Origin of the sequence: Nostoc sp. DedQUE12b (assembly GCF_034530835.1) — a bacterium.
Classification (GTDB): domain Bacteria; phylum Cyanobacteriota; class Cyanobacteriia; order Cyanobacteriales; family Nostocaceae; genus Nostoc.
The window spans coordinates 1-13,500 of the sequence record NZ_JAVRCI010000131.1; the positions used below are offsets into that span (position 1 = coordinate 1).

Annotated in this window: 9 protein-coding genes and 2 pseudogenes; 8 read left to right on the forward strand and 3 right to left on the reverse strand. The window is 40.3% G+C overall.

The features are described 5' to 3' along the window. Nucleotides 1-46: 46 nt before the first annotated feature. Nucleotides 47-757, reverse strand: a complete 711-nt coding sequence (locus tag RMY16_RS31940) for a hypothetical protein (protein WP_322739737.1) — start codon at nucleotides 755-757, stop codon at nucleotides 47-49. Here RMY16_RS31940 and RMY16_RS31945 point away from each other — a divergent pair. Next, nucleotides 745-882 (forward strand): annotated as a pseudogene (locus RMY16_RS31945) (transposase); the annotation flags it as partial. The gene RMY16_RS31940 and the pseudogene RMY16_RS31945 overlap by 13 nt on opposite strands. A gap of 250 nt (nucleotides 883-1,132) precedes the next feature. Here RMY16_RS31945 and RMY16_RS31950 read toward each other — a convergent pair. Beyond that, entirely contained in the window at nucleotides 1,133-1,501 is a 369-nt protein-coding gene (locus RMY16_RS31950) for a hypothetical protein (RefSeq protein WP_322739738.1), read from the reverse strand. Between the two features lie 561 nt (nucleotides 1,502-2,062). Here RMY16_RS31950 and RMY16_RS31955 point away from each other — a divergent pair. After that, nucleotides 2,063-2,323: pseudogene (locus tag RMY16_RS31955) on the forward strand (hypothetical protein); the annotation flags it as partial. A gap of 199 nt (nucleotides 2,324-2,522) precedes the next feature. Here RMY16_RS31955 and RMY16_RS31960 read toward each other — a convergent pair. Next, entirely contained in the window at nucleotides 2,523-2,696 is a 174-nt protein-coding gene (locus tag RMY16_RS31960) for a hypothetical protein (protein WP_322739739.1), read from the reverse strand. Nucleotides 2,697-2,931: 235 nt separating this feature from the next. Here RMY16_RS31960 and RMY16_RS31965 point away from each other — a divergent pair, with 235 nt between their 5' ends. From RMY16_RS31965 to RMY16_RS31990, 6 genes are all read left to right on the forward strand, one after another. Further along, complete coding sequence (locus RMY16_RS31965) at nucleotides 2,932-7,431, forward strand: translation initiation factor IF-2 N-terminal domain-containing protein (RefSeq protein ID WP_322739740.1); 4,500 nt, start codon at nucleotides 2,932-2,934, stop codon at nucleotides 7,429-7,431. Between the two features lie 425 nt (nucleotides 7,432-7,856). Then, a complete protein-coding gene (locus RMY16_RS31970; RefSeq protein ID WP_322739741.1) occupies nucleotides 7,857-8,351 on the forward strand; it encodes a hypothetical protein in 495 nt (164 codons plus the stop codon). A 61-nt stretch (nucleotides 8,352-8,412) separates the two neighbouring features. Further along, nucleotides 8,413-8,886: a hypothetical protein gene (locus tag RMY16_RS31975; protein ID WP_322739742.1), complete on the forward strand. Its 474-nt coding sequence runs from the start codon at nucleotides 8,413-8,415 to the stop codon at nucleotides 8,884-8,886. A gap of 181 nt (nucleotides 8,887-9,067) precedes the next feature. Continuing rightward, the gene (locus RMY16_RS31980) at nucleotides 9,068-9,895 is read left to right on the forward strand and encodes a P pilus assembly protein, chaperone PapD (RefSeq protein ID WP_322739743.1); all 828 of its coding nucleotides are present in this window, start codon (nucleotides 9,068-9,070) and stop codon (nucleotides 9,893-9,895) included. Between the two features lie 204 nt (nucleotides 9,896-10,099). Next, nucleotides 10,100-12,739: a carboxypeptidase-like regulatory domain-containing protein gene (locus RMY16_RS31985; RefSeq protein ID WP_322739744.1), complete on the forward strand. Its 2,640-nt coding sequence runs from the start codon at nucleotides 10,100-10,102 to the stop codon at nucleotides 12,737-12,739. Nucleotides 12,740-13,068: 329 nt separating this feature from the next. Next, the gene (locus tag RMY16_RS31990; RefSeq protein ID WP_322666079.1) at nucleotides 13,069-13,275 is read left to right on the forward strand and encodes a hypothetical protein; all 207 of its coding nucleotides are present in this window, start codon (nucleotides 13,069-13,071) and stop codon (nucleotides 13,273-13,275) included. Nucleotides 13,276-13,500 lie beyond the last annotated feature (225 nt).

The window sequence follows — 13,500 nt, forward strand, 5'->3', positions numbered from 1 at the left end:
AGCCTTCAGATGGAATGGCTTTTATCTCACAATGCTTAACCCGAACTCAGGTTACATAGCGATATTGATGAAACGCAGTTCTTAAATAAGGTTTGAGTTGGGTAACACCATCAGCATTACGAACTGTGACTTCAAAGTAGCCACCTTCTGGTACCCAACCAATCCACCAGCTTTGGTTATATTTATCGTAGCCAACTGTTTCCCAAAACTTGAAGCGTGCTTTGCGCTCATCTTCGGGATGTATACTCTGGTTAACTTTGCGCCAAGTCGGTTGCCCCCAATTACGTAAAGCATCGCGTAACATCGGCAGTGGCATTGTTACCGGAGGACGATTGAGATACCAACCATAGCGATCGCGCTCAGTCTTCAAGTAAGTACGAGTACAGCCATTATATTGCGCCGAAACCAGCCGTTCATCAGCTGCGTAAACTTCGTAGGTTGAACCGTCTAATTGTAAAGTATTGAGAACTTGTTGTTTCTCGATTCCCGTTAAACGATCAAAATCTGGAGTCAAGGTGATGCGGCGATTTATAATCGTATCTAAAATCTTTTTTCCAAAAAATTGATTGGGATCATTTTTGAGTTGGTTTGCACGTTGCTGTACTTCAGGGTTCACTTGTTCTGGCGGACGGCCAAAATGTGGACAGTTTGCCTGGGCTGGATCTGTCCCAATCCCTACATAAGCGGCGAGTAAGACAACTGGAAACAAAGAGTTCAGTATGTGCGATCGCATTTTGAGCTTCAGGATATATTTCACAAAATTTTTTTTATGAGTTATATGAATGAGGGTTCAAGTTAGTTACTAAATCTAAAAAGAACATGAAAAACCGCTTGGTAAAACTCATTAATAAAATTCTCTTACGCAAGCGTGCCGTGATTTAGTCAAGTTTTTGACCACTTGAAAAACCTGTGTCAGATAGAACGTTCTCGCTAACGCAACGTTTTTAACTCTTCAGTAACCAACAATGCTTGATTAAGTTCTTTCGCTGTGGCATTGAGAGAAGACAGATAATAAAAAACACTCTTTTGCCAAAAGTCCGCGCTCCGGTTAAGCAACATATTAAGCTTACGTGTAACTCGATGGATGGGCTTCCTACCTCAGCCCATCCTACGGCGCTTGAGTGCAAACGTCTTATTTCAGTTTGCAGGTTGCAGTAAGTTCTACATTGTAGAAGGTTCCTGGTTTGGGATTAATTGAACGCAACTGCTGGATAAAAGCATTAAATGTTGTATTGCTTATGCCGAAGCCAGCTTCAGCACAAGCAGATAAACCTCCTTCGATGGGAATAGATCCGACCCTGGGGCTATATACAATGAATTTATCGACAGTGCTATTGCCGACAGCAGACCCGATAACCTGGCGAACTGTTCGCAAAGCGGCATTATCTAAGGAACCACCAATACTGCCAATACTGATATTAACCGCACGACTTTCAGCCACAGCGGGCGCACTAATCGACAATACTGCCCCGACAATCATCAAACAGGTGAACTTCAACATTATCCTCTCCTCCAAAAAATTGAAAAACTAATAATTAGGTTTCGACATGGATGATTTACATCACAGACGCGAGCCATGTAAGGTTTTCAGACACTAGGGTGTGTGTGTAAACGGCAAAATCTGTGAACCTATCCCATGATTCTAAAAATCCCTACATTTTTTCGTAAAATATGCTGAAAAACCTTAATTTTTCGTTGTCAGTTCTCGATAAGCTTAAGCTTTATCACACAAATATTATTAGTGGGATAGGTTCTAATACGACAGAGAGTGTCCGCCTGTATTAGATGGTGTTCTCTACTATTGTGATTTGAATTTAAAGATCAATAGGGGAGAAATAGGGGAGATAATTGACCCTCAAACTCCAGCATCACACCACAACGCTCATCAATCGTTATGGTACTGAGTAAATCTTTAACTGATTCTATACCGTACTCCACCCGATCAATCGCCAGCCGAGCGTAATATTTAACCCGCTCCCAGTATGAATCACTGGGTATTGCTGAATGAAAATATGAATTAGGCGATCGCTAACGGGTCATTTTATTCTAAAGATGTCTAGTTATTGATACCAATGCACTCATCGCCAATAGCTGCATTTCACGCGGTACTAAGCAACAAGAAAACTCTTTTACCATTACAGGATCTGGTGCTTTGACCATTAATCGTCCTGGTGTTTCGGTTTCGACTTACACAACTGGTGAGGTTAGAGGTGTAGAAACTACATCCCGTCCCTGGAAAAAAGGCGATCCGATTATCGAACCGACTGGTCTATATCGACTAAATAATGGGCAATTGCTATTGAGCAGAGAATGTTCTAATTAAGTTGAGTTCAAGCCTTTCCTTCTCTATCAGTGACATATTAAGGCTATGGTTGGTGTCTGTGATAAAACAGTTTACCGTTCCCACGCCGATTGCATCACCACCTCAAGAGGTGTAGCAAAACGGGGCAAGCATCGCACGGTAAAACGAAGGAGTATTTTCTAACCCAAAAAGTAAATTGATTTATTGCGATCACAATAAATTATCCCATCCATTCCACCCAATCGGGCGTTACGCCTACGCAATACTCGACTATTTTTAAGATTGGGGCCAGATGGAGTGGAATTGTTACCTTTATTTGATGAGCAATTTTTGCTTTAGCATTAGCATCACAGAAAATTTGTGTGATGTCAAGCCGAGATACAATGGGAGACATAGCCGAGACCCCATTTTTGTTAAATATTTTTAGTCTCGGTCTTTTTTTGTGGCTTTTTTACCGATTCTCCATCAATCGTAGCGTAGGCGTAGCCCGCCGCAGGCATCGCCTTTTTGTCTGTTCAGTTTTGAAATCTATACATAGCAAGCTTTTTGGCTTTTTCAACCCGTCGAACTCACGTTAAAGTTAAACCCTCAATTGTCCTTGAAAATTTTGTTGGCAAAGGCAGTACTGGATGAACAACGGCAAACTCAGAATATACGAACTAGCAAAAGAATTAAATTTGGATAGTAAAAAGCTATTATTAATTTGCGAAAAGCTCAAAATTGTAGTCAAAAGCCATACCAGTACAATCTCAGAATCTGATGCAGAACGCATTCGTCTAGCAGTAAGCAAACTAACAGCAAAATCCTCGAAAAGTAAAACAAACTCTGAAGATTGGGGCTATATGTTTATAGCTTCAGCAATTGATAGTTTTATCCGTCATCTTGAAGGTGAAACCGCGCTGAAATCATATCCCGAATTTAGGGAGCGGCGCGATCGCGCCAATGAGTTAATGTATGAATGTGTCGGTAAAAAGCCCTCCCTATTTTATGTGCGTCGCCAAGGTGCGGGGAAAGAAGCAAGAGAAGAAATTTGGGATTTGACAATAGCAACAGACTCCGATGATTTTCCATTACCTGCAAGACTTGAGAAGCTCAGAAAAACATTAGGATTTAGAGCGGCTGTACCAAAAGATGGACGCGGCGGGATAAAAATACTTTCGGCTCAATTGTTACAACCCTCACGGGGACAAGCTGATAGCTATGCTATACCTTGTCGCTTGCGTCTGTTACCTAATCATCAGCATCATCTCGACATTCCACCCGCAACATTAAAACGCATCGCAGCCGCGCCAGTCTGTGGCGAAAATGTGCCTACAGAAGATCAGCTTAAGGCTTGGAAAGCGTTTTTGCAAATTGAGGAAAAAATTGCTAAAGCACGTCAGTTTTGCGTGCGTTATGTAAGTCATAACTATAACTTCAAAAGACGAATCAGTTTTGAAATAGATGTAGCTTCAGCCACCCTTGACGGGTTTTATCAAAATTCTCTTGATGTAGAAAACTTTTGGGAACGAGCAAGACGCACAAAAAACGAAGATTTAAAGCTTTTTGAAACTGCTCCCGTCGGCAAAAATTGGATTAGCGGTCGTCAATTAGGAACTGTTGAAGAAGTTGACCCCAACCGTTGTATTATCAGTCTCAGATTAGAACGCGACTTAGCTGAATTCATGGCAACAGAGCGTTATAAGTTGCCAGATACAGGATTTTTATGTTTTGAGGCAGTTGGTGATATTCAGCAGATTCAGCGTAAGAAAAAAGCTTTAGATGATTTGAATAATGGTTACACCCAGAATCCTTATTTAGGTAACTTTTTATTCGATGCTTCTCAGGCTAGACAAATCAAAACAACTGTTGAACTTCAACCACAAGATTTGTTGTTATCTTCTGCAAATCCTGGACAGAAAGCAGCAGTAGAAAAGGTACTTGCCGCTAAGGATCTTGTTCTTATCCAAGGGCCGCCAGGTACTGGGAAAACTACCGTAATTGCCGAGATTTGCTATCAAATTGCCCTTCGCGGTGGACGCACTTTAATAGCTTCTCAAGCTAATTTAGCAGTAGATAACGCCCTGAGTCGATTAGTTCACAATCCAGTGATTCGGGCTGTACGCAAGGGAAGAGCCGAAAAAGTTGGGGAAGAAGGACAACCATTTTTAGAAGACCAAGTAATTGGCAGATGGCTGGAAAATACAGCGAATGACTGCGAAAACAATCTTACTCAACGGCTGGAAAATATTCAAACTTTCAGTCAATTACTAGCATCATCACAAAGATTCACAGCCTACTTTCAAGCAGAGGAAGAATTCAATCAGCAACAAAATAAATTCACTAAAAATAAGTTAAAATTAGAGGCAGATTTTAAAAGTCAAGAGAAATTTTATAACGAAACAGTAGAAAAACAGAATGACATTGAATGCCTAATTGCAGGACTAGACAATATACTAAATACTGCACCAAATATAAACTGGGAAGCTCCAGAAGTTACAGATTTTTTACCGCTTCTTAAGCCATATACAGAAGGTAACAATTTAGTAGAAGAATTTTTAGCAAATGTTCGTCAAACCATCAAATATACTGATGAACTTGGCTTTGTGCGTCCGGCGCTTGGTGCTTTTGGTTTAGCGGTTTGGTTGCGTGAAACTGTAGCAAGAGAAATTTCTGGATTTAAAACTGCTTTGACTTATGCCCAAAATGCAAGTAAAGCCATCTTAGAAGTTGCAGCATCAGTACAGATTGTCCAGCAAAATTTCGCCTCATTAAATCAGCTACAACCAGATTATCAGAAATATCTTGCCAAACGGCAAAACATACAGCAAACAATCCAGATATGGGAAAATCGCAAACGCGAAATAGATTATATTATCTCAGCAGTTAAGGAATGGAAATCTACAGCACCTTCTGTTCTCTATCAAACTTTAAAAGAATGTCAGCAATCAGGTTTGCCATTAACAGAGAATTTAGTAGACTTGCCGCTAGGTTTGTTAATGTTTGCTAATACATTAAAATTACCAATAGTACCAAAAATTTACAAAATTAACCTGCCAGAATGGGAGTTATTGACAAAAGCGATCGCTTATGAAATAGACGGAGGTTTTACTGATAGGCAGGGTAAACAGCATAACTTTAGTTATTTTTTACAACAAAATTTTAGTCAGATTCCAATGGTGCTATCAAAGAGCGATCGCACCCAATGGGAGCAAACTTATCAGCAGTTTAATAATTATCAGCTACTCAACCCAAAACAGCGAAAATTACTAGTTGAAAATACCCAGTTTTTCTTAATTAGAATGCAAAAAACCTATGGTACATCATGGGAATGGAATAATATCGACTCTACTCTCACCCGAATTACACAAGAATTGCTAGATACAATCCTTGCAAATGCACGTCAATGTGTTTTAAAAGTTAAGACGGAAACCGATCAACAGCTTCAGCATCTGCAATGGCAATTAAATGAACTTCAAAAAAATGAAGTTAGCCAACAGCAAATATCCATTACTCAAGCTGAGGTAGAAAAAGCACAGCAGGATGCTAACTTGCAGCTTGGACGAGTTATAAATATTTTGCAAGAACTTAATCAACAAAATATTCCTGCTCAATTACGCATTCTAACTGAACAATATCTCGCAACACAATCAAAGATTTGGGAGCAGCCACAAGAATTTTCAAATCAAGTGCATTCTTGGGAGACTTCCATTAGTCAACTTGAAAAATTAATTTCATTATTAGAACCCTTTGCTGTGTTAGAGATGATTAAAAATTCTCTCTACGAGCATTTATCAAAGGTACAACAAGAAACTGAAACTTCCCTACAGCAGCTTCAAAAATTACAAATTAGCCTACGCGAAATAGAACAAAAATTACAACCACAGCCATCAGAAGGTTTAATAGAAGAAAGAAGCTGGTGGTTAACAGAATGGCAAACAATACCGGATAAATTTAAACCAGAAAAATTTGTTAATGACTTGTTTAATATAGAGTTATTACGCAGTATAAATATTAGCTTTGAATTTTGGCAACAGCAATTAAAAAAAGATGAAGGTTATCTCAATAAATATCAGAGTTTTGTACAAGATTGGATAGAAAAATTAAGACAGCCAAATGAACGCGATGCCTGCGGCGGGCTACGCCTACGCGACGATTTAAGGCGCATATATCTAGATAATGCCAACGTCGTCGGTATCACCTGTGTTCAAGCTGCAAATAGAGGTTTTTCGGAAGAATTCAAATCCTTTGATGTCGTCATCATTGATGAGGTTAGTAAGTGTACTCCACCAGAATTACTAATCCCTGCTTTGAAAGGTAAAAAATTAGTCATGGTAGGCGATCATCGGCAATTACCACCCATGCTTGAGACTAGCACTATAGAAGAAGTTGCTCAAACAATGGGTAATACACGAGATGAACTACAATTTTTAGAAGAATCACTATTTAAAAGCCAGTTTGAATCTGCTGATGAAAGCATCAAACAAATGCTAACTACACAATATCGAATGCACCCATTTATTATGGGAGCAATCAATCAGTTCTATGACGGTAAACTAGAATCTGGTATTTTGGAACCTGACACAAAACGCGCACATCATTTAGCAGGCGAAATTATCCAAGAATCTCAGCATCTTCTTTGGGTAAAAACGCCGATAGAAAATCAATTTTTAGAGCAACGAAATGGAACTTCTTACTTTAATACTCCAGAAATTGATGCGATTGAACGTCTGTGTCACCAATTCGAGACTACTTGGGCTTATAAAGTTGCTAATGGTGAACCGAAAAAAGAAATTGCTGTAATTACCTTTTATGGCGCTCAATTAAGAAAAATTGATGAACGTCTACAATCTGAACTTTTCCCTTCATTAGAAATTCGTACTGGTACAGTAGACAGATTTCAAGGGATGGAAAGACCTGTTGTAATTGTGAGTATGGTTCGCAACAATAGCAAAGGAGATGTAGGATTTGCCAAAAAGCCAGAACGGGTTAACGTTGCATTTTCCCGCGCTCAAGAACTACTAATAATTGTAGGTTGTCATAATTTATTTACCTATCAATCAGGTAAAGTCGGAAGTATGTATTCCGAAGTTTCGAATATTGTAAGTCTTCATGGGGGTTTCGTTGATGTTTCTCGCCTCTTCAGCTAAACCTATTGATGACAATCTCAAAAATTGGGTAGATAAAGTTGAAGCGATCGCCTAATCAAACTAATACCAATTATAAAAAAGAATGCGGCAAATAGACCATCTGTAGAGACGCGATTCACCGCGTCTTTACCCAAGGATGTTTTGCAATCCTTAATTGAATTGGTATAACCTCACCAGAACTAGCATTTTTCGCTACTAAATCTCGGTTCTGAACCACTCTGTAAAGTGGTGTGTGTAAGCATGACATCAATCGACAGATGCAGAAAACCTAAATTTTATAAACGTAACTTAGGCTAAGTATCTTAACGGAATTTGCCTCTAAAGATATAAGTAGCGTATTTATGCGGTCGAAAATGTAGCATTTAATAGTTAATTTAAGAGAAGCACTGAGATAAGACAACGCTGAGTAATTAGTTAACTTCTTTATGCTTTACCGTCTAGCGTTAACCTCTAGCCTGGTGCTGGCAAATGCATTAAGCGTGCAGGCATTCGTTCTAGATCAAGCTGTGCTAGCTCAAAGTGCAGATGTTCCGTTCAGTGGAACAGTTCCAGCTGAAGCTACCTTTATTTCTCCTGCCTCTGGCACTGCTGAACCAACTATTTCTAGCTATTCTGGCGGAATTTCGACAAAGTTGGAATCACAAACTCCCGCCACTATAGGTGTACAAAACAGTACATCTGCAACCGTTACTGTTTCTCCTCCCAGGCTTGTATCTGGCCCTAGTCCCGATCCATCTGGGACAACGCACATTGGCTTTTTAAAATTTGGTTCTACCAATGTTCGCAGTGATGTTGGTGGTGGAAGCGCAACTTTGCCAGCAGGTAACACCAATCTAGAGGTGAATTTGTTAGTAGAACGACCAGTAGGGTTTACGCCAGGAATTTATACCTACGTTGTCACCTTAACCATCGCACCATAACTGCTTTTTTTGCTGATACTTCGTTTGATTGAACTCTAATTCATTTGAGAAGGATTTAAAAATGATTCGTCGTTCTTTATTAACCGCTGCTTTGATAATTGTTGGTTCTGTTGCTGTTGCACCCAAAACAATGGCACAAACTGCTGATGTTCCCTTTACAGCAAATGTTGGTAGTGCCTGCAACTTCGATCAAATTATCCCTGGTAAATTGGTACTCAACCAAACGACTAACGCAACTGCACTGGCGGCAGGATTTCCTGGAGGGCAATTTGGTAAGGTTTTTGTTAGCTGTAACCAAGGTGCCAGAGTGAGTATATCTAAACCACAGCAGACTGGAGGCCCTGGCTTTACACCCATTCACTCTGCCGGGATGATCAACTCACCTTTTGGTAGTACGAGTTCTCAGGGTGGTAGTCCTGTGTTACTACCCTCTGGTAGCGGTTTGCCTTTGGATATAGACATGATAGTAGATAAAGGCAGTCCTCTTGTTCCTGGAAGCTACAGCTATGTGACAACCTTGACTATCGTGCCATAGTCTAAAATTTTTCCAGTTTTCCTTCAGATTGATTGAGAAAAATAATTGCTGAATATCTTGTCGCTAGAGAATAAATCTTCAAGCGACAAGATATTTTTCTGATTACCTAGAGATAAAATAAGTCTTCTTTTGGGAATTATAGATCAGGAATTAAATTGACAATCCTGCCATATTTATAAATATGCTTAATAATAATTGGCGCTCTCTAGCTGCTGTTAGTGCTGGCTTATTCGCCCTAATTTTGTTTCCTGTTGCAGCTAAAGCACAAATGAGTGTTTCTCCTCTGGTGATTGAAGCCAAGGCAGAACGCGGACAAGCCCAAGGAATGATTACAATTTCCAATACCAGTAAGACTCCTTCTCGGATTCGGATCTATGCTCAACCTTTCACATATAGCCGTGATGCAGGGTTTCAAACTTTATCCTCTAGTCCCAGTGACCTGACAAAATATCTACAATTCTCACCACGTGAGTTGACTGTCAAACCAGGAGAAGTTCGGCGGGTGCGCCTCATTAGCCGCTTGGCTCCTAATTTACCTGACGGGGAATATCGTGCAGTAGTGTTTAATGAAACTCTCAGTGAATCCAAAGATGCTGCTGGTAATAACGTTACTTTGGTGGCACGAATTGGCGTGACATTCTACGTCAGAAAAGGCAATCTTTCTCCACAATTAGCGATTGATAGTGCTAGCTTTAACCTAGAGCAAAAACAAATTCAAATTTTAGTTCGCAATAACGGTCAAGCAACTGTTTTACCTAGCTTAAATTGGACTTTACGTCAAGGGCAAACTGTTGTCAAAACTGGGCAGGTAGATACTAATGCTGTGGTGGCAAATAGCGATCGCAATTTCTTATTAAATTACCCCAGCAAAGACCAACCAGCCCTCAAACCCGGTCAATATCAGCTTAGTGGTGAGTTGTTTTGGGGTGAAGACAGTAAAAAAAGTAAGTTGCCCTTCAATCTAAATATTACTATTCCTACACAATCAGCTACATTACCAAATAAATAGATTGTGTAATAATTCATAATTCGTAATTAATAAATTCAAATTAAATCTGGCATCTATAGCCTGATTTGAGAGAATTAGTCTTGCTGTAAAATACAGCATTAATATCGATAATTTTGCCTGTTGCGTGGGAATGATATGTTGTAGAGACATCGCATTGCAATGTCTCTATTTTGATAATAGATTTGACTTAGAACTAAAAAATTTGTGCAACTTCGGTTATTAACTAGTACAGGCAAATGTCTGCTAGCTGCGATCGCTCTTATCTGTCAAATTATTATCACCCCAGCTAAGGCAGATACGCCTGCAATTCCAAATCAGCCAACGGCCACAACTGCTCAAGTAGCTAATAATTCCGAATTTAAAGTTTTTCCCGTAGGATTGAATGTAGGGAACCGCAATGTCAATCCAAGCATTTTAGTGCGTGGTCAAGAAGATGGTTCCGAAGCAATTGATTTTGCAAATTGGCTGTTACCCTATGATGCTGTAATCCAAGGGTTGAAATTAAATATTACCACTTTACCTGATGGTCAATTAGAAGTGCGATCGCCTAGTGTTGTGACTCGCATCGACCCAAAAAAACTTCGCACCGATCCAGAATTAGGATTAGTCTTTACAATTCAAGATTTACAAACTCTATTTGGCGTAACCGCGAAATTTGATATCAATGAATACGCCATAGTTTTAGATGTTCCAGGATTAGATCAATCTAGTGGCAAACTGGCAGAAACGGAAACTCCAATTCAACTAGAAGGATTACCACACATTGCACCTCAAAAGTTTAGTGTCGCCGCAATTGAACAAAAGGTAAATGCTAGCGGTAGTGCTACCAGATCAACAAATTATAGAGGTGATTTCCTGGCTGTTGGTAGTGCTTTCGGTGGTTCGTGGTTCATCCGCACGGATCAACCAAATCTAGAAAATCCACAAACTTGGAATATTGCCGAAGCGCAGTTTCTGCGACAAACTAATTCAGCCGATTATTTTGTGGGTTCCCAGCCAACGTTTTGGCAAACTCAAGGAACAGGAGACTATTGGGGTTTTACATCCATTCAACGACAGGGGTTTGTACCACCTCAACCCTTCGGTGGCGGTTCTTCTGATCCTCGCCAACGTTTACAAGCAGATGCTATTGGACGCACAATTTCTGGTAAGACTGAACCAGGTACATTAGCGCGATTAGTACAAGGTTTTGGCGATCGCGTGATTGCCGAAATTTTAGTTGATTCGTCTGGCATTTACCGCTTTGAAAATATTAAAAGCCAAAATCAGTTTTTAGGCAACAATTATCGCGTCTTGCTTTATCCCCAAGGACGACTCACCGCACAACCAGAAATTCAAGAAGCTACTTTTTCTACAGTCCCAGGACAATTACCAGCAGGTGCTTCAGCATTAATCGTTTCTGGTGGTTTACGACGGGATTTTGTGGGAAATCAAAGTCTGTTGGGCAACTTTTCTGACTTTCGGGGCGGAATTGCTGGGCGTTGGGGTTTATCGGAAAATCTGACAGTAGGCTTAGGTGGAGTATACGACGAATCGCCTAAAGCCTTAGGAGAATTATTTTGGCGTCCTGGAAACTTACCTTTGCAGGTAGCAGTTTCAGCACTGACGGGTAATAAGTGGGATGTGAATACAGATATTCGCTATAATCCATCTTCTAGCTTGAGTGCTGCATTTATTAGCGATCGCTTGTCTAGCCGTTTTAATCTAGATTGGCGAGTTTTGCCTCAATTCACCTTATTCGCCAGTACTGACACGGCTGATGCAACATCTGGTGGAATGCAAATTAACTTGAGTGGCAAAGATGCCTTTACCTTTGCCCGTGTCAGCTTAGATACTAAAAACCGTCTGCGCTGGAATTTGTTGCAACGTCTTGGGAGACTAGAATTAACGCAACGCGGTAACGAAATCAGTACTTTGTCGGAACTAACTTACAACTTTTCTAAAAACCGCTTTTCTAATGGTGGCAGCGCACTACTGTTAAATTATGAAACACAAAATCAAAATCGTAGCGACAGCTTGGTAAGTGTGAGTTGGCGCTATCGTTCACAACAACAGGCGATTGATGGTAACTATAGTTGGGAAGCGCAGTTGGGCTATGGTATTGGTTCTCAGGGTAGTGGACTACTAGCCACATTATCAACGACAGTTTTACCAGGTTTGCTACTACGGGCGCGTTATCAAGGAGTATCGCCGAGTTCTGATGAAGCAACTTTCAGCATAGATTTAGCTTCTAGCCTGAATTTGCAAGGGGGTATTAGTCCAGGCGATCGCCGTTCTAATTACTTCCGTACACAAGGCGGACTTTTGATTAAGCCATTTTTTGACCGGAACAATAACGGCAAAAAAGATCGAGGGGAAGAAGTTTATACAGATAACGCTGATTTATTGTTGACTTTGAACAATAAACCTCTGAAGTCGTTTTTACCACAAATCCAGGGCGATCGCACTTTAGTAAGGATGTCTCCTGGCGTTTATCGCCTCGACCTCGATCCAGCAGGTTTACCGCCTGATTGGCAGGCTACGGCGGAATCCTTAGCTGTTGATGTGATTGCTGGTAGTTACACCTCTGTGATGATTCCGCTCATTCGTTCTTACACGCGATCGGGGGTAGTCACGGATGCTCAAGGCCAAGCGATCGCAGGCGCACGAGTAGAAGCCATACAACCAGATCGAGGGACTCGGCGTTTTTCTGTCACCAACGGTGCTGGAGTCTATTATTTAGAAGGCTTGCCACAGGGTAAATACACTCTACAAATCAACGGTAAATCTGCTGGTAGCTTGCAATTGCAAGAGTCTTCTGAAGCATTCCAAGAGCTTAATTTGCAACAGCCGTCAATCCCTTAACAGACTTCTAAAAAATAAATTCTCCCAAATTATTTTTAGATTAATCTGTACACAAATCGCAAAAGCCTCTTTCTCCCTGCTCCAGCAAGAACTGCGGTCTAAATGATCAGTAAACTTCTTGCGAAAGTCGGGGTAAAGGTGAAGGGGAAAAGGGTAAAGAAACTCAAAATCCTTTCCCTTTAACCTTTACCCTTTTCCCTAAGAGGGCAAAAATATATTTTTACAAGAGGTTTAGTATTTAGCCGAACACATTTCTGGAAAAGACATTGTGGCATGTGTAGTAAGAAAGCAACTATCACTTGATGCTCAATTTAGCTCAAGGGGGTCTAATGATTGATCGCTTTTTGAATCTAATTTTTATCGATTCTTTCGCTGTAGTAATTAACCTGACATTTGGTACATTACTTCGCACTAAAATCTGCAATTATTCATGGGATGGAGTTGGAAATGATGAACTTTCAGCACCAGAAAGTAGCGCTAGTTCTTCTAAATCTCCACCATCCTTAGAAGAGGTACAAACCACTCATCTTCCATGAAGCCTGCCTGCTGTAGCGATTCTCATTTGAATTAAATATAGGCTTGCTTAGGGGCGTACATCTGTGCGCTTCTATGAGAATTTATGTTTATTTGTGGTTAATTATATTGATTGTCACAAGCAATAACTAGAATTTTAATGGGAATACGGTAAAATCCAGAAGAACTTTTATTGTAAGGATTCAGGTCTAATATTTAAGAAGCAGTGATGGGCGAGACAGATAGCT

What these genes read in the sequence shown, in the direction of transcription:
- RMY16_RS31965 (WP_322739740.1), top strand. Translation starts at nt 2,932, where the DNA reads ATGAACAACGGCAAACTCAGAATATACGAACTAGCAAAAGAATTAAAT.
- RMY16_RS31960 (WP_322739739.1), bottom strand. Translation starts at nt 2,696, where the DNA reads ATGTCTCCCATTGTATCTCGGCTTGACATCACACAAATTTTCTGTGAT.
- RMY16_RS31950 (WP_322739738.1), bottom strand. Translation starts at nt 1,501, where the DNA reads ATGTTGAAGTTCACCTGTTTGATGATTGTCGGGGCAGTATTGTCGATT.
- RMY16_RS31980 (WP_322739743.1), top strand. Translation starts at nt 9,068, where the DNA reads ATGCTTAATAATAATTGGCGCTCTCTAGCTGCTGTTAGTGCTGGCTTA.
- RMY16_RS31990 (WP_322666079.1), top strand. Translation starts at nt 13,069, where the DNA reads ATGATTGATCGCTTTTTGAATCTAATTTTTATCGATTCTTTCGCTGTA.
- RMY16_RS31975 (WP_322739742.1), top strand. Translation starts at nt 8,413, where the DNA reads ATGATTCGTCGTTCTTTATTAACCGCTGCTTTGATAATTGTTGGTTCT.
- RMY16_RS31970 (WP_322739741.1), top strand. Translation starts at nt 7,857, where the DNA reads ATGCTTTACCGTCTAGCGTTAACCTCTAGCCTGGTGCTGGCAAATGCA.